Source organism: uncultured Lactobacillus sp. (assembly GCF_947367085.1).
Lineage (GTDB): Bacteria > Bacillota > Bacilli > Lactobacillales > Lactobacillaceae > Lactobacillus.
Genome location: NZ_CANBCP010000010.1, coordinates 1 through 14,622, shown reverse-complemented (window position 1 = coordinate 14,622; position 14,622 = coordinate 1). Strand labels below are relative to the sequence as shown.

Here is a 14,622-nt window from a genome sequence, read left to right as displayed (position 1 = left end):
GTTGCCTATATAAAAAGACCTACCAAGCATTGGACTCAGCAGGCCTAATTGATTAAATTTCGTTTTCGTGATTTTCTTCTTCGCCAATTCCTGCTGCTTGTTTTTCAATCTTTTGAGCAGCTTTTTCAAAGTATTGGCCTTTGTTTACTTGATAGTATTTCTTATAACGGCCAATGTAGTTGTGGAACATGTAATGCATCAGCAGCCAGCGCTTGAAGCTTTCGTCTTTTTTATAAAAGACAGTGGTGCCGTAGCGGCCTTCTTTGATAAGGCGTTCAGCTAAACGCTTAGCGCCATTGTCATAAGCGTATTTCTTAAAGACCTTAACTGGAACGCCGAGCCATAAAACATAGTCCTTACCATCTTTATTGCCGTAAACAGTTGGCTTGTCTTTTAGACTATCTTCTACATAGTCATCAACGTACCACTTAGCTAAGTTATAACCGTTCAAAGTTACATAGAAGCTAGATCTACCTTGACGCAAGTTGATTTCAAAGAACTTGTATTCACCGTCGCGGGCATCGTACTTGATGTCAAAGTTAGCCATACCAGTATAGTTCAACTTTTCAAGGAAAGATTGAACTGTGTCATATAACTTTTGGCTAAATGCTGGCAAAATTGCCATGTAGTTACCGATTGATTGAGGAGTTGGGTCTTCAAGTAGTGGGTGTCCCAAACACATCATCTTCACCTTGTGATCTTTATCTACATAAGCATTAAGCACACGCATATTAGAGTCATCACCTGGAATAAAGTCTTGCAAAATCAAGTCTTCTTTATAGCCGTGAGTGTAGATCTTACCAACAATATCAGCTAATTCAGCTTCATCGTGAATAGTGAAGGCTTTTTTACGACCTTCAAATTGACAATCAAGCCAAGAAACTGGATCTTCAGGCTTTAATTCAACTGGGTAGTCAAATGGAATAGTCAAATAGTCTTCAGCCTTGTAATCAGCCATTGTGATGATCTTGGTCTTAGGATATGGCAAACCATACTTTTCAGCAATTTCGTAGAAGCCTTCCTTAGAAATCAACTTTTCAAGCAAGTCATATTGAATGTAAGGAACAATAAAGGCTTCTTGCAATTCTTCTCTATGCTTAGAAAGCAACTCTGCATAGCCATCCCCACATGCAATCAAAATAACTGGTTCTTCATGGTTTTTGTATTCTTCGATCTTTTTCTTCATGACATTCATAAAGCCAGGATCTTCCGCAAAGCCTTCATGAACTTCCACATCAACGATCTTTGAATAACGTGTAGCTGCTAAATGACTAGCTGCCCATGCCTTAACTTTAATTCCATAAGCTTCGTTAAATGAACGAGCCATTCCGTAAACGTTAATATCACTACCTAAAAGAATTGGCGTAAATTTTTGCAAAACAATAACTTCTTTCTGTTTATATTTTTTAAACTAACTTACCAGATGCAATCAAACTAGCAACTTCAGGTTGAACGTGTTGGTATTTTTCAACAGTATTGTCGTAATCCACAAAGAAAAGCTTATACCAAACTAAGAATGTGTAAATAGCCCAGATTTGACGTCTTGCGCTACCGTCACCTTTATAGTTGTCATCTAAGAGCTTAATGATCTTTTCTTGATCAAAGATTTCATTTACAAAATCTTCGCTAAACAGTTCGCGTACTTGCTTGTAAAAGCGTGGTTCTTTAAGCCATTGCTTAATTGGAGTTGGGAAACCAAGCTTAGGTCTTTGAGCCCATTCTTTAGGCAATACTTTTTCAGAGGCTTTACGAAGAGCATACTTAGTATCATGACGGTTAACTAAATACTTAGTTGGAATTGAGTTAGCAAGTTCGGCAATCTTTTTATCAAGATATGGGACACGCAATTCTAATGAGTGAGCCATTGAAATCTTGTCGGCCTTTTGTTCGATATCATTAAGCATGAAGTGGTGCAAGTCAATGTACTGCATTTGCTTAACACTATCAAGATTTTCAACTTTCTTGAAATCTTCTTGATAATTGCCGTTTACAGTTAAATCATTTTGGTATTTTTCTTTCAAAATGCCATTAGCATCTTTTGAAGAAAAGATAGTTGGATAATCCATGTCATAGATCACAGATTGTCCGACATAAAATTCACTCGGCTTAGCTAGGTTAGTGTACATGTGAACTTTACCTGGAAAGTTCGGCATCTTCTTAATGCCATGTGCCAATTTAACACGTGCGCCTTTAGGCAGCTTCTTAAGTCCTGCAGTAAAGACCTTAATGACATTATTGTGAGTGTGCATACCGTAGTTAACATAGCCCGCAAACAATTCATCGGCTCCTTCACCAGAAAGTGCTACAGTAACGTGCTTACGAGCTAATTTACATAAGTACCATAATGGAATAATCGATGGGTTAGCATCCGGTTCGTCCATGTGATATTGCATTTCTGGGAAGTCACGCATTGCTTCGTCGGCGTCAACTTTATCAGCGAAGAACTTCCAGCCATTCAAATCAGATAAAGCTTTTGCCTTGGAAGCTTCATTATAAGTTGAGTCATCAAATGAAATTGAGAAAACATCTTCTGGTTGAAGCAAGCTAGTTAAGTAAGATGAATCAATTCCTTCAGATAAAAATGCCCCAACTGGTACGTCGGCATTTCTGTATAAATCAACGGTCTCTTTCAAATCTTCGTTAATTCTGTCTAAAGTTTCTTCAAAACTCAAACTATTTTCAACGTATTCAGCATCCCAGTACTTGTGGATATTCATCTTACCGTCTTTATATTCGAACCAGTGACCTGCAGGAAAACGATAAACCCCTTTAAAGAAAGTTTCTTTCAAGTCATTGTATTGGTTCATCAAATATGGCTTAACTGCACGTGTGTTGAGCTCTTTTTTAAAACCAGGAACGGCTAAAAAGCTCTTTAATTCTGAACCCAAAATCAATTGACCATTGTGGTCAGAATAATATAGCGGCTTAATACCAAAGAAGTCGCGGGCACCGTAAAGGGTCTTGTTATTATCATCCCAAATAGCAAAACCAAACATCCCCCGAACTTTCTTAAGTAATCCGTCCATGCCCCATTCTTCATAGCCGTGAAGCAAAACTTCAGTATCTGCCTTAGTTTTGAAAGTGTGTCCTTTTTCAATTAATTCTTTTCTTAATGGCTTAAAGTTGTAAATTTCACCATTAAAAATAATGGCACGTGTGTGGTCTTCATTCCAAATAGGTTGTGCACCACCACGTAAATCAATGATTGATAAACGTCTAAAACCAAGTGCTACTTCGTCGTTAACAAATTTACCATCTGAAGATGGACCACGGTGTTTGATTGTATCCATCATTGCTTGAATTGCATGATCTTTGTCTTTCAGTTTTGGATCTACAATTGCACAGATTCCACACATAAAAAGCTTTCTCCTTAATTTTATGTTTAGTTATTTTTCTATTAGATACGATATAAGCGTCGGCGTGAGCTGGCTCCATAGCCAAACACCTGCATCAAATGACGCTTAGGATCAATATTTACAATATAACCAGCTGATTCATTAGGGTGGTCATATTTACGATTCCAATGCTTATTGTATTGAGTAGTCAAAGCGTGATTTGGTCCCATGAGCGCCGAACAGTTGAATAAAACATACTGAATACCATTAATGCGGTATTGATCTTCAGTATGACGGTGACCACAAAAGTAAGCAATGACTTTGGCATTCTTAATCTTAGTAAAGTCAAAACTGTTGGCTAATGAAAATTCTTCTGGAACATCACGTGAATTTAAATAGCCTTTTTCACGCTGGTTAAAAGCCACTAGTAATTCATGTAGTGAGCGGCCATTATACTTTAAGGCGTTACCAGCTTTACGGTTAATTGGATTAGCATGACTCATAAAAATGATTTTCTTATCGCTTGATTGTTCAAGAATTTCGATTATTTCTTGCATCTGATCTTCACGAATCGCTAAGGTAATTTTTGTATCGTATTTCTTTTTGCCTTGCTTATCTAAAATATAAGGTACATCTGAGGTATTAACCGTAATAAAGCGCAGATCGTCTTTGTCAAAATAAGCTACACCATGCTTACGCGAAATATAGTGAATGCCCTTTTGAAAGTACATCGTCGGCCACATGATATCTTCGAATTCATTTTCGGGAAATGAAGCTTTCAAATCATGATGTTCATCGAACTTATCATTTTCATCATGATTTCCTTTAACAATCGCAAAGTTAGTCTTCTTGGATCGGAAGGCCTTTCTTAAAGAAATTAATTCTTGCTCGTCAACTAAGCCTGGATCAGAACCATCCATCCAATCGCCTAAGTGAGCCTTGAGATCTAAGATATCTTTATCTTCCAAATAATTAAATTCTTTAACGTGAGTGAGTCCGTTATGTCCATAAAAATCAATACTATCACTGTCTTTATAGTGAGTATCAGTCAAAATTCCAATATTGACTGAATTATCCCCTTGACGAACATGCTTTTTGACATAGTCAACAAAATTATCTAATTGTCTTTCAACAATATAACGTCGACCCGTCTTTTTATTGATAAAGGCTTGATAACGACCCAAGCGTTTATCAAATTTTCTTACATATTCAGGTGCTAAATCTGAAGCATCTATTGGGCGTAAAGCTTGATGAAGGACACCTTCATCATCTTTATAAACAATCAAGTCAAAGTCTTTATCCTCAGGAGTATCTTGGCTAGCGCCTACTCGATACTCACCTACAGTCACATATTGCTGCATCTCATCAAAAGGTATGTCACGTTTTTTCTGGCGTAATTTTTGAGCTGCACCAGAAAGTTTGTCTAGCATCCCCTGAGTCTTCTTAATAATGTTCATGGTTAGAATCACTTCTATTTCAATACAAAAGGGACCGATTACTCGTCTGGCCCCTAAGAATTAATTATTTGCCAAAGCGTTTGCGGCTAATCCTAAAGAAACTACAGCATCTTTAGATAAAACTTTCTTCAAATCACTTGCATCGATTGCACGAACAGCACCAATTACCTTTAAACTGTAAAGTAAAACGTGCATATCAGTTGTGCGATCATAATTGTCGTCTTCATATGGATCTTCATGGTTATAAGTTAAGTTAAGTTCATCTTTATCAACATAACCATCAACGTGATTGGTCAAAATGCGGTCATGTAATGCACTCATCGGCTCTTTTAAATGAAGTAATGTTAACTTACCATCAGATTCACTATTATAATATTCATCTTGAGTCATTGAGAAATAATCCTTGATTGGCTTTTCTAAAATACCCAAGCTATCAATTTCTTGATAAATTTTTTCAGTATCTAGGGCTTGTTGGCCACTGATGATTTGATCTTGTGATAAAGCCAAATCATCGGCCAGAGTCATGGTTGTCAAATTTTCCATAATTTCCTCCTCGAAATACAAGTTCCATTATAGCAAAAAAGTTGGACTTGTCGCGGTTTTGTATCCTATTTAATAGGATATTAATTTTTATTTCTTTTTCAGATTAAATTTTTGAAGAGTGATAAAATTATATCTATAAATGAATAGCTTTTAATAGCTTTAATTATATCTATTATGCATTGAGCGCAATATAGAAAGTGTGGATAAAATGCAAAACTGGGCATTAACTATTTGCTGTCTTGTAGCAATGTCAGCTGGCTTTTTCGAACTATACAAAACGTTCAAATTTTATAAGGCTGATCAAAAAGAAAAATTAGTAGCCACTGCTCCTTACGTCATTTACTTTGGAACCTTTTTTAGTGGGGTATTTATTATCGTCCCAATTTTATTTTTGATGGGTGATACAAATCTTCAATTTCCTCGTTGGCTCTTCATTATTTTAGGTGAGATATTAGTTATTGTAGCTTTCTTAATGTACAAGCGTGGCCACCAAATGTCCAAAAAATTAAGTAAAAACGAAAGTAACCTTGCCGTCTGGCAAATTTATCTCATCAGTACAGTAGTTTTATTTACCGGAATTGCCAATATGTTTAGATAGGTAACTTATAATACAAAAAACGAACAGTGAACTTTTCAACTTTAGAAAAATTACTGTTCGTTTTTAATTACATATTATTAAACTAGCTTCTTTCTGATCCAGCCAGAAATCCAGTCAATAATCACAACCATGATGATAATACCCAATAAGATGATGCCGACACGGTTCCATTGACGATATTGCAAAGCAATGATCAATGGATAACCGATACCACCGGCACCAACCAAACCAAGAATAGATGCGGAACGAATTGAAACATCAAAACGGTATAAAGTATTTGAAATTAATTCTGGCATCAAGTTTGGCATTGTCGCAAAGGTAATAATGTTCCACTTAGAACCACCAGCTGCAGAGACAGCTTCGTTGGCTCCAGTTTCCAAGTTTTCAATTGCTTCAGAAAATAGCTTAGCAAGCATCCCCACTGAGTGAAATCCCAAAGCAAATACACCGGCTGCAGAACCAGGACCTACTGCCTTAATAAACATCAAGGCTAAGACAATTTCTGGAAATGATCTAATTACAGCTAAAACCAACTTACCAGTTCTAGAAACATACCACTTTTTGTGCTTGGTATGTGCTGCCCAAAAGGCAAATGGCAATGAAATAATAGCTGAAATAAAGGTACCTAAGAAGGCAATACAGATAGTTTCCCATAATTGAGAAATCAAATCTTCGCCTGAACCGTTATAAACATATGACCAGTCAGGATGAAAAATCCCAGCAAAGATCGCCCCAGTAATTTGACCAGCACTTTCTTTAATTCTGCCAAAATTAATCCCAATACATGACCAGACAATAACTACAATTGTAACAATTGCAATTGCCCAATGATAGATACGCTTTTTCAAATCAACGGGTTTAGGTGGTAATTGTTTCATAGTATTTTCCATTATTTCATTAACGCCTCCCGTGATTTAGATGAAATGTAGTCAATTAAGACAACCACAATGATAATTACGATGATGATGGTTCCAGTCTTGTCGTAAGCAAAGACTTGCAAAGTTTGTTGTAAGTAAAGACCGATACCACCAGCACCAATATAACCAAGTACTGTTGAAGCTCTGACATTAATTTCAAATGCATATAAAACATAAGAAATAAAGTAAGTGATAATTTGTGGCATAACTGCAAAGCAGATAATCTGAAACTTATTAGCTCCTACAGCAGTTAATGCTTCAATTGGACCTGGATCAATGGTTTCGATTGCTTCGTAAAACAATTTTACAACCACACCAAAAGTAAATACTGAAAGTGCAAATACACCAGCTACTGGACCAATACCAACAATTGCTACAAAGATTGCACCGAGCAATAAGTCAGGTAAAGTTCTGATAATGTTCATAATAAAGCGTAAAACGCCAGTAACTACTTTGTTTTTAATAATATTACGCGCAATTAATAATGAATAGATAAATGCTATTACTGATCCGATAACAGTACCTAAGACTGCCATCTTAATAGTTTCAATAACTAAAGGAATAGCTGTTGAAGCATATGACCAGTCAGGGCGACACATCTGGACAAAGATGTCCGCAAATTGACTAAAGTTTTGTGGTGCAAGTAAGACACTAATATGTGCGTTAGTTGTGTCAACAGATAAGAAAAAGCCAATCACTAAGACGAGCACCCAAACGATGTTCATTACCTTGAGCTTTTTCTTAGGCAATTCATGATTTGGAATTTGTGAATTACTCATCTTCAGCCTCCGTCTTTTCACCATTCTTACCACTGTAAATGTCATCAAAGACTGATTGTGGAGTTTCACTCATCTTGCCATCGTAAACAATTTGTCCTGCACGAACACCAATTACACGATCTCCAAATTCACGTGCTAATTCCACACTGTGCAAGTTAGCCAAAACTGTCATACCATAATCTTCATTAAGCATCTTTAAGTCGTGCATTACGCGGCGTGAAGTTTGAGGGTCAAGTGAAGCAGTCGGCTCATCGGCCAAGATAATCTTAGGATTTTGAGTAAGAACTCTGGCAATAGCAACACGTTGCTGCTGACCACCTGACAATTGGTCGGCACGTGTATAAACCTTATCTGCTAAATCCACTCTTTGCAAAGCTTCATATGCTTTTTGCTTATCTTCTTTAGAAAATAAGTTAAATGTAGTTTTCCAAGTAGGATAATATGCTACTCGTCCAGTTAAAACATTACGCAAGACGCTTGAACGCTTAACTAAGTTAAAGCTTTGGAAAATCATCCCAATATCACGGCGAATTAAGCGTAAATTCTTGCCCTTAGCTTGAGTAATCGATTTGCCATCAATCAAAATATTACCTTCAGAAATATCTTGCAGACGGTTAATTGAACGAAGCAATGTTGACTTACCTGCACCAGATAAACCTACAACTACTACGAATTCGCCCTTATCGATTTCTAAGTTGATATCTTTTAAACCTACAGTACCGTTATCATAAACTTTGGTAACGTCTTTTAATTGAATCATTGGCTGTTTTGCCATGAATAACTACTCCTTAACTTTATTTACTTTGACCAGCAATTTTTTGGTAACGTCTAATCACATCAAAATCACTGTCTTTGGTGTAAGCATAACCTTGATGAGTATAAACTTGCTCAATTACCTTATGACCTTCTTTAGTATGAGCAATATCAATAAATGCCTTAGCTAATTTCTTTCTAAATGCCTTTGACATATCACTTCTAACTGAAATAGTGTCATTCGGAATGTCATGAGTAAAGTAGATTGGGACAACTTTATTCATAATATCTGGTTGATCTTTTTTCACAGTGTTACGTGCATCTTCAAAAACAAAAGCTGCATCAGTATCACCATTTAAAACGTTTAAAACGCCTTGATCATGTCCAGTAACTGTCACAAGTTTGCAGTCCTTAGTTACATCTAGACCTTTTTGTTTTAATTCTGCTACTGGGAACAAGTAGCCGCCAGAAGAAGTGGGGTCTTGAATTGAAATACTCTTACCCTTTAAATCTTTCCAGCTCTTAATTTTAGAATTCTTTCTAACTAAAATTTCAGCACGATATGATTTCACTAAATTCTTAGTGGCTTGACCATTTGGTTGTTTAATTCCGTAACGTTCAGCTTGAAGCAAAACATCAGCTACACCACGCTTGTGGGCTAATACATAACCATCTGGTGGTAAGAATGCAACGTCAATTTTCTTAGAAGACATTGCTTCGATTGGTGCATTGAAACTAGTGGAAGTTGTAACTTTCACCGGGATGCCTAAACGCTTAGAAAGCATTTTTTCTAACGGTTTAGCGCGAGCTTCTAAAGTTTGTGCATTTTGACTTGGCACAAATTGAATGGATAAAGACTTAGGAGTATATCCTGACTGAGACTTGGCGCTCTTATTTGAGCAAGCGACACTAGCAATAGCAACTAGGAATAAAAAGGCAGCAACGAAAATCCTTTTTACATTCTTCATTTTTTCTCTCCATTAAAACTCAATATCTAGATTTTTAGCACATTAAATTTATTTAGTTTTTATTTTTTAGTGGATTCGATGATCTTATCGTACTTACGTACAATACCGAACTTACTATCGTTTGAGCGAACATAGCCTTCGTGACTGTAAATTGATTCAATCAACTTTTTACCTTTTTTAGATTCACCTACTTCGATGAATGCTTTAGCAAGCTTCTTTTGGAAGGCTTTTGACATGTCACTTCTTACACAAACTGTATCGTTTGGAATTGGCTTAGTGAAGTAAATTGGCACAACCTTTTTCATAATATTAGGTTGATCCTTTTTAACGATGTTTCTTGCATCTTCAAATACGAAAGCTGCATCAGTATCGCCATTTAACACATTCAAGATAGCTTGATCGTGACCAGTTACAGTAACTAACTTACAGCTCTTAAGCACATCCAAGCCTTTTTGTTTTAATTCAGCAACTGGGAATACGTAACCTGCTGAAGAAGTTGGATTTTGAACAGAAATGCTCTTGCCCTTTAAATCTTTCCAGTTCTTGATCTTTGACCCTTTTTTAACTACGATTTCAGCGCGGTAAGAATCAACTAAGTCCTTGGTAGCTTGACCATTTGGTTGCTTGACACCATATCTTTGTGCTTGAAGCAAAACATCGGCTGCACCTTGCTTGTGTGCCAATACATAACCATCTGGTGGCAAGAAACCAACATCAACTTTCTTAGATTTCATAGCTTCGACAACTGTGTTGTAATCAGTTGACATGGTAACTTTTACAGGAATACCTAATTTTTTAGAAAGCATTTTTTCCAATGGCTTAGCACGCCCTTCAAGTTTGTCAGCAGCTTGACTTGGAACGAATTGAACGCTTAATGACTTAGGTGTGTAGCCTTCGCCCGAATTTGACTTTTTATTTGAGCAAGCAGTGGCAACTACTGCAAGCAAGACTGCGAAAAGGCCAACCAGCACTTTTTTGAACTTTTTCATCTTGTTTTTTGTCCTCCCAGACTTCAAAAATAAAACAACTATAACAACCCAACATACAACCTGCTCATGGTACAAAAAAAGCTCAACAAGTCGACGAAAAACCGACGACTCATTAAGCCTGTAAAATCCATGATGAAAATAAAACAAAGACGCGAACTAAGACTGCTTCTCCAGTAGAAACAGCCTTTAAACGAGCCACGGATGCAATACGAATAACTTTTTCAATTGAGTATGGTAAAAGCATCTGCGACTCCTTTCATTATCAACTGGCGTTTGTTCTTAAGTATAATACCAGAAATATTCGGAGTTGAACATATATTTCTTTAAAAAAGTCAAATTTTTTGTAAATAATTCAATTGGAACGGTCCAATCACAAACAAAAAAGCCGATCTTTTAATAGACTAGACCAGCTTTCAAATGTTCGGATTTAACTTAAAATCTCTTTTTCTTTTTCTTTGGAACCTTTTTATTTTCCAAATCGGTCTTAACAATTAAGACGTCAGACAAAGCATGTTGGTTAACGTATTCAGTAACGCTACCCATTAACATTCTTTCAACTGCATTCATCCCTGTTGCGCCCATCACAATCAAGTCATTGTGGTGGTCATTGATGAAATCAACAGCAATAATTCTCTTAGGTGAACCGTAACGAATGTGGTAACTCACATCACTGAAGTCCATCTTTTCTTGAGCCCATTTCTTTAGACTCTTCAAGTATTCTTCAGAATCTTGTGTCATTTGATAGATAGTGTCACCTGAGATAAGGGTATCTTGCATTTCACCCATAAATTGACGAGTATCAATAACATTCAATACATCTAAGTGTGCATTATTATCAATAGCGATTTGGACTGCTTTATCAAATGCTCTTTCTGCAGTTTCAGATCCATCGACTGGTACTAAAATATTGTTATAATCTTCCATCATCTTTATCATCTCCAGCTTTTTGGCGAATTTCTAACACTTTTATTTTACCATAACTCTTTCTTAAATAATTAGCTATAGATTTCAAATAATCTAGCACTCTACCTTAATTAGTGTTAAAATCTAAATGCCATTTTATTACTATATTAACCACAATCCCAAGCGCGTAGCTTCTAAAAGCTATACACTACGCGCTTTAAATAGATTAAGGAACTACATTTATGAGCGAAAATTATAAGACTAGACTGATTGGCATCAAATCTGGCCGAAATTTCCGCGAACTAGGTGGATATGAAACAATCAGTGGTCAAAAGATTAAGTACAATAAATTGCTGAGAACCGGTAATTTAGCTGATCTTTCTCCAACAGATCTTGATCTTTTACGTGATTACGGAGTTAAATACGATGTTGACTTCCGAACTGCAAAAGAACAACACGACCATCCTGACCGTGTTCCAGAGGGTGCTGTTTATGAGTTTGATCCGGTTTTTAGCGATGATTTAACGAATGCTTCTAAGGGAATCTTTGCCTTAGAAGAAAATGCAGAAAAAGATCCGACATACGGCTTCAAACATATGTATTTTGCTTATGAGGATATGATCAAAGGCCAAACTGCCCAAAAAGCTTATCGTAAATTTTTTGATCTACTTTTAACTAATAGCAAAGATAACGAAGCCTTATTATTCCACTGTACAGCTGGAAAAGACCGGACTGGGTACGGCGCTTTACTCGTTTTATCCGCATTAGGAGTGCCTTTTTCAACTATAAAATATGATTATGTATTAACTAACGTCACAACTAAAGAATTTGTAGAAAATATGCTCAAGCAAGCTGCCCATGATGGAGCTAGTGCTAAGGTACTACAATCAATCAAGGATATTCAATCCGTTTATCCAGAATATCTTGACCATGCAGTCAAAGTACTGAATGAAGAATACGGTGGAATTCATGAGTACTTACGCAAGGTCATGCACCTGTCAGCTGGCGATATTATGGACCTAAGAAGAATTTATCTTAATTAAGTAAGGATGGATACAAAATGGTCGAACCTAAATATTTACAAATCGAAAATGAATTAAAAGAAGAAATTTTGTCTGGACAGTTTCAATATGCTGATAAGTTTTACAGTGAAAAAGAACTAAAAGAAAAATTCAACGTTTCTTCAATCACTGTAATTCGTTCAGTTAAAGATTTAGTTAAGGCTGGTTATCTTGTTCGCTATCAAGGTAAAGGAACTTTCGTTTCTCACTCACCTCACCAACGTTTAGTTCGATTCAAAGAATTAAATCTCTTTCCTCAAAAAGATGGCGCAGTAAAAGAAGATATCAAAGTAATTAGCTTAGAAAAAGAAGACGATCCAAGCATCAACTTTGAACTTGGCATCAATAAAAACACTTACCACTATCACTTAATTCAAGTACGTAGTGTCAACGATGTACCGTTTCTTTACTATCAAGCATACTTTGCTCCTAAGTTTATTAACCATAATAAAATCAAGGATCTACAAACAAACTTCCAAAACATCTACGTCCGCATTCGCCAAGACTCAAACATTTATCTTTTAGATGAACCATTTAAAGAAAAAGATAGTATTGTTAAAGCTTCAAGCGAAGTTGCCCAAGCTTTAGGGTTAAAAGAAGGCGATTATGTAGTTAAACAAGAAAAGAAGATTGTATCTTCTAAAAACAGTGAAGTTCTACTTTACATGGTAAACTACAAAAAGCTTGACTATACGGAAGTTTCATTCACTACTCCAGATTACCCAGAAATTTAATAAAAAAAACTAGCTTCATCACTTTTGATGGCTAGTTTTTTTAGTTAAAAATTATTTTCTAAAAAATCATAGATCTCAGCAGGATCGGTTTCATTAAATAACTCATTTAAGTCATCCACTTCAGTTTGAGCTAAAAAGTCCATGATTTGTGCCAAGATATTAGAATGAAGATCAGGATTATCATTCAAAATCATGAATAAAAATTTCACATCAAAGCTTTCGGTTGGATTAACCATATTATTGAACTTAACTGGATTCTTCAAGGCAATTGGTACAATCAATTGTGTATTTACAAACTTGCCTTCGGTATGAGGAATAGCAACATTTGGCAAGTCGTGAGATAAGGGATGCGTTGAAATACCCGTTGGGTATTTATCTTCGCGTTCAATAATATTTTCGATAAAATCACCTTTAACATAGCCTAAATCTAAGAGTTTTTGATAAACATCCCTAAAGATTTCATTCCGATCCGTTTTATCAGTTACAAATACAGCCTTTTTATCAAAAAGTTTTTTCTTATCAATGCTCATATGCGTCTATCCCTTTCTGGTCGTTAAAAGTCATAAATCAATTATATCTTAAACCGGTTTCAAAAACACGAAGACTACTGTTGCGTTTTAATATTTTTTGCTAAAGTTAACAAGTAATCGTTTTTTATGAAAGGACCTTGATTATGACTAAACAAAAAACCGTTTATTTTGGTGCTGGCTGGTTTACTGAAACTCAAAACAAAGCTTACAAAGATGCAATGAAGGCCTTGGAGCAAAACCCAACAATTGATCTTGAAAATAGCTATGTTCCACTTCAAAACCAATACAAAGATATTCGCGTTGATGAACACCCTGAATACTTACACGACAAAGAATGGGCCCAGGCTACTTACAGTGGCGACTTAATTGGTATCAAGACAAGCGATGTCATGCTTGGCGTATATGTTCCTAAAGAAGAAGACGTTGGTTTAGGGATGGAATTAGGTTATGCCATGTCACAAGGTAAGTTTGTATTATTAGTGGTTCCAGATGACCAATTTGGTGAGCCAATTAACTTGATGAGCTGGGGCGTTGCTGACAATGTTATTAAGATGAGCGATCTTAAAGACTTTAACTTCAACAAGCCTAAGTTTAATTTCTACGACGGTGCTGTATATTAGGAAAAATAGTTTTATAGACAAAAAAGCAAGCAAATGCTTGCTTTTTATTGTACTAACAAAATTTCGTTCCTATCTTTGATAGCGACTTACACCATTTAGGTAAGTTTCTTCTACAGTCATATCGTCATCTAAAACCACAAAGTCTGCATCATGGTCTGGTTTAATAACGCCGCACTTATCAGTCATGTGAACACTATTAGCTGGAACATAACTAGCCATCATAACAGCATCTTCTGGTGTGACAACGTTCCAATTTACCAAGTTTTTAACTGCATCTTTAAGTAGTAAGATACTACCGGCTAAATTATCGCCGTCTTTAAGTCTTGCCATACCATCTTTAACATACACTGGCAATTCGCCTAACATGTAGTCGCCATCTGGCATTAAGCCTGCCTGCATACAGTCAGTAATTAGGGCAATATGCTCAGGTCCTCT

17 protein-coding genes are annotated in these 14,622 nt (G+C 36.2%); 4 read left to right on the top strand and 13 right to left on the bottom strand.

The features are described from left to right. Nucleotides 1–52 precede the first annotated feature (52 nt). Genes Q0Y70_RS02940 through Q0Y70_RS02925 form a run of 4 tightly spaced genes read right to left on the bottom strand, consistent with a single transcriptional unit; the run spans nt 53 to nt 5,335 of the window. Nucleotides 53–1,384: a carboxylate--amine ligase gene (locus Q0Y70_RS02940; protein WP_297816369.1), complete on the bottom strand. Its 1,332-nt coding sequence runs from the start codon at nt 1,382–1,384 to the stop codon at nt 53–55. 22 nt (nt 1,385–1,406) lie between these two features. Further along, the gene (asnB, locus tag Q0Y70_RS02935) at nt 1,407–3,356 is read right to left on the bottom strand and encodes an asparagine synthase (glutamine-hydrolyzing) (RefSeq protein WP_297816303.1); all 1,950 of its coding nucleotides are present in this window, start codon (nt 3,354–3,356) and stop codon (nt 1,407–1,409) included. Between the two features lie 41 nt (nt 3,357–3,397). Then, nucleotides 3,398–4,792 (bottom strand): metallophosphoesterase, encoded by a 1,395-nt coding sequence (locus Q0Y70_RS02930; protein ID WP_297816301.1) that lies wholly within the window; start codon nt 4,790–4,792, stop codon nt 3,398–3,400. Between the two features lie 60 nt (nt 4,793–4,852). Next, a complete protein-coding gene (locus Q0Y70_RS02925) occupies nt 4,853–5,335 on the bottom strand; it encodes a hypothetical protein (RefSeq protein ID WP_297816299.1) in 483 nt (160 codons plus the stop codon). Between the two features lie 208 nt (nt 5,336–5,543). Between Q0Y70_RS02925 and Q0Y70_RS02920 the strand changes: the two genes are divergently transcribed. Further along, entirely contained in the window at nt 5,544–5,933 is a 390-nt protein-coding gene (locus tag Q0Y70_RS02920; RefSeq protein WP_297816297.1) for a hypothetical protein, read from the top strand. A 77-nt stretch (nt 5,934–6,010) separates the two neighbouring features. On the opposite strand, the gene phnE (Q0Y70_RS02915) is transcribed toward Q0Y70_RS02920, so the two are convergent. From phnE (Q0Y70_RS02915) to Q0Y70_RS02885, 7 genes are all read right to left on the bottom strand, one after another. Further along, nucleotides 6,011–6,823 (bottom strand): phosphonate ABC transporter, permease protein PhnE, encoded by an 813-nt coding sequence (gene phnE, locus Q0Y70_RS02915; protein ID WP_297816295.1) that lies wholly within the window; start codon nt 6,821–6,823, stop codon nt 6,011–6,013. Continuing rightward, entirely contained in the window at nt 6,823–7,629 is an 807-nt protein-coding gene (gene phnE, locus Q0Y70_RS02910) for a phosphonate ABC transporter, permease protein PhnE (protein WP_297816292.1), read from the bottom strand. The genes phnE (Q0Y70_RS02915) and phnE (Q0Y70_RS02910) overlap by 1 nt, the downstream gene beginning before the upstream one ends. Continuing rightward, nucleotides 7,622–8,404, bottom strand: coding sequence for a phosphonate ABC transporter ATP-binding protein (gene phnC, locus Q0Y70_RS02905; protein WP_297816290.1), 783 nt, complete (start codon nt 8,402–8,404; stop codon nt 7,622–7,624). The genes phnE (Q0Y70_RS02910) and phnC overlap by 8 nt, the downstream gene beginning before the upstream one ends. A gap of 19 nt (nt 8,405–8,423) precedes the next feature. Next, complete coding sequence (locus Q0Y70_RS02900; protein WP_297816288.1) at nt 8,424–9,350, bottom strand: phosphate/phosphite/phosphonate ABC transporter substrate-binding protein; 927 nt, start codon at nt 9,348–9,350, stop codon at nt 8,424–8,426. A gap of 59 nt (nt 9,351–9,409) precedes the next feature. Next, complete coding sequence (locus tag Q0Y70_RS02895) at nt 9,410–10,339, bottom strand: phosphate/phosphite/phosphonate ABC transporter substrate-binding protein (RefSeq protein ID WP_297816286.1); 930 nt, start codon at nt 10,337–10,339, stop codon at nt 9,410–9,412. 112 nt (nt 10,340–10,451) lie between these two features. Beyond that, the gene (locus tag Q0Y70_RS02890; RefSeq protein WP_297816284.1) at nt 10,452–10,583 is read right to left on the bottom strand and encodes a hypothetical protein; all 132 of its coding nucleotides are present in this window, start codon (nt 10,581–10,583) and stop codon (nt 10,452–10,454) included. Nucleotides 10,584–10,771: 188 nt separating this feature from the next. Beyond that, on the bottom strand, nt 10,772–11,266 hold the full coding sequence (locus Q0Y70_RS02885) for a universal stress protein (RefSeq protein WP_297816282.1): 495 nt from the start codon (nt 11,264–11,266) through the stop codon (nt 10,772–10,774). A gap of 218 nt (nt 11,267–11,484) precedes the next feature. Here Q0Y70_RS02885 and Q0Y70_RS02880 point away from each other — a divergent pair, with 218 nt between their 5' ends. Both Q0Y70_RS02880 and Q0Y70_RS02875 read left to right on the top strand, forming a co-directional pair. Then, on the top strand, nt 11,485–12,285 hold the full coding sequence (locus Q0Y70_RS02880; RefSeq protein ID WP_297816280.1) for a tyrosine-protein phosphatase: 801 nt from the start codon (nt 11,485–11,487) through the stop codon (nt 12,283–12,285). 17 nt (nt 12,286–12,302) lie between these two features. Further along, complete coding sequence (locus Q0Y70_RS02875; protein WP_297816278.1) at nt 12,303–13,037, top strand: GntR family transcriptional regulator; 735 nt, start codon at nt 12,303–12,305, stop codon at nt 13,035–13,037. Between the two features lie 44 nt (nt 13,038–13,081). Here Q0Y70_RS02875 and Q0Y70_RS02870 read toward each other — a convergent pair whose 3' ends face one another. Continuing rightward, complete coding sequence (locus Q0Y70_RS02870) at nt 13,082–13,567, bottom strand: PTS sugar transporter subunit IIA (RefSeq protein WP_297816276.1); 486 nt, start codon at nt 13,565–13,567, stop codon at nt 13,082–13,084. A gap of 143 nt (nt 13,568–13,710) precedes the next feature. Here Q0Y70_RS02870 and Q0Y70_RS02865 point away from each other — a divergent pair, with 143 nt between their 5' ends. After that, a complete protein-coding gene (locus Q0Y70_RS02865; protein ID WP_297816274.1) occupies nt 13,711–14,187 on the top strand; it encodes a nucleoside 2-deoxyribosyltransferase in 477 nt (158 codons plus the stop codon). A gap of 69 nt (nt 14,188–14,256) precedes the next feature. Here Q0Y70_RS02865 and Q0Y70_RS02860 read toward each other — a convergent pair. Further along, nucleotides 14,257–14,622: amidohydrolase family protein (locus Q0Y70_RS02860; RefSeq protein WP_297816272.1), on the bottom strand; the 366-nt coding region annotated here is incomplete at its 5' end.

What these genes read in the sequence shown, in the direction of transcription:
- Q0Y70_RS02890 (WP_297816284.1), bottom strand. Translation starts at nt 10,583, where the DNA reads ATGCTTTTACCATACTCAATTGAAAAAGTTATTCGTATTGCATCCGTG.
- Q0Y70_RS02895 (WP_297816286.1), bottom strand. Translation starts at nt 10,339, where the DNA reads ATGAAAAAGTTCAAAAAAGTGCTGGTTGGCCTTTTCGCAGTCTTGCTT.
- Q0Y70_RS02880 (WP_297816280.1), top strand. Translation starts at nt 11,485, where the DNA reads ATGAGCGAAAATTATAAGACTAGACTGATTGGCATCAAATCTGGCCGA.
- asnB (WP_297816303.1), bottom strand. Translation starts at nt 3,356, where the DNA reads ATGTGTGGAATCTGTGCAATTGTAGATCCAAAACTGAAAGACAAAGAT.
- Q0Y70_RS02930 (WP_297816301.1), bottom strand. Translation starts at nt 4,792, where the DNA reads ATGAACATTATTAAGAAGACTCAGGGGATGCTAGACAAACTTTCTGGT.
- Q0Y70_RS02870 (WP_297816276.1), bottom strand. Translation starts at nt 13,567, where the DNA reads ATGAGCATTGATAAGAAAAAACTTTTTGATAAAAAGGCTGTATTTGTA.
- Q0Y70_RS02925 (WP_297816299.1), bottom strand. Translation starts at nt 5,335, where the DNA reads ATGGAAAATTTGACAACCATGACTCTGGCCGATGATTTGGCTTTATCA.
- phnE (WP_297816292.1), bottom strand. Translation starts at nt 7,629, where the DNA reads ATGAGTAATTCACAAATTCCAAATCATGAATTGCCTAAGAAAAAGCTC.
- Q0Y70_RS02865 (WP_297816274.1), top strand. Translation starts at nt 13,711, where the DNA reads ATGACTAAACAAAAAACCGTTTATTTTGGTGCTGGCTGGTTTACTGAA.
- Q0Y70_RS02900 (WP_297816288.1), bottom strand. Translation starts at nt 9,350, where the DNA reads ATGAAGAATGTAAAAAGGATTTTCGTTGCTGCCTTTTTATTCCTAGTT.
- Q0Y70_RS02875 (WP_297816278.1), top strand. Translation starts at nt 12,303, where the DNA reads ATGGTCGAACCTAAATATTTACAAATCGAAAATGAATTAAAAGAAGAA.
- phnC (WP_297816290.1), bottom strand. Translation starts at nt 8,404, where the DNA reads ATGGCAAAACAGCCAATGATTCAATTAAAAGACGTTACCAAAGTTTAT.
- Q0Y70_RS02885 (WP_297816282.1), bottom strand. Translation starts at nt 11,266, where the DNA reads ATGATGGAAGATTATAACAATATTTTAGTACCAGTCGATGGATCTGAA.
- Q0Y70_RS02920 (WP_297816297.1), top strand. Translation starts at nt 5,544, where the DNA reads ATGCAAAACTGGGCATTAACTATTTGCTGTCTTGTAGCAATGTCAGCT.
- phnE (WP_297816295.1), bottom strand. Translation starts at nt 6,823, where the DNA reads ATGGAAAATACTATGAAACAATTACCACCTAAACCCGTTGATTTGAAA.